This is a genomic window from Pseudomonas sp. P129, assembly GCF_020312195.1.
Taxonomy (GTDB): Bacteria; Pseudomonadota; Gammaproteobacteria; order Pseudomonadales; family Pseudomonadaceae; genus Aquipseudomonas; species Aquipseudomonas fragariae.
Genome location: NZ_JAGPYS010000049.1, coordinates 1 through 307 on the forward strand (window position 1 = coordinate 1; position 307 = coordinate 307).

Genomic DNA, 307 nt, shown 5'->3' on the forward strand with positions numbered 1-307 from the left:
GGATATCGAACAAGGCCGCTGTCTGGCGCAGTGATAATCGCTCATCATGCATGCGCTTCAAAACAGCTAGCTTGAATTCGTCACTGTAACGCTGCCGCCTTTTCTCTTTAAGAGCGGCTGGGCCGTGGATCTGATAAGCCGCGACCCACTGACGAAGGCAGGAAAAGTCCACATCGTGGCGACGCGCAACATCCCTCAAACCTGCCTTGCCGGCACAATACTCTTTCACGGCTGCGAGTTTTGCCTGCTCTGTATATTTACCCATGACGCCTCCAAAGGTTGCATCCAACCTTCGGGGGTCACACCA

At 54.1% G+C, this 307-nt stretch carries 1 protein-coding gene; it reads right to left on the minus strand.

What is annotated here, in order from left to right; all coding sequences use genetic code 11:
- The coding region (locus tag KBY02_RS26680) for a transposase (RefSeq protein ID WP_225650868.1) at positions 1–265 on the minus strand (265 nt) is incomplete at its 3' end.
- Between the last annotated feature and the right edge of the window lie 42 nt (positions 266–307).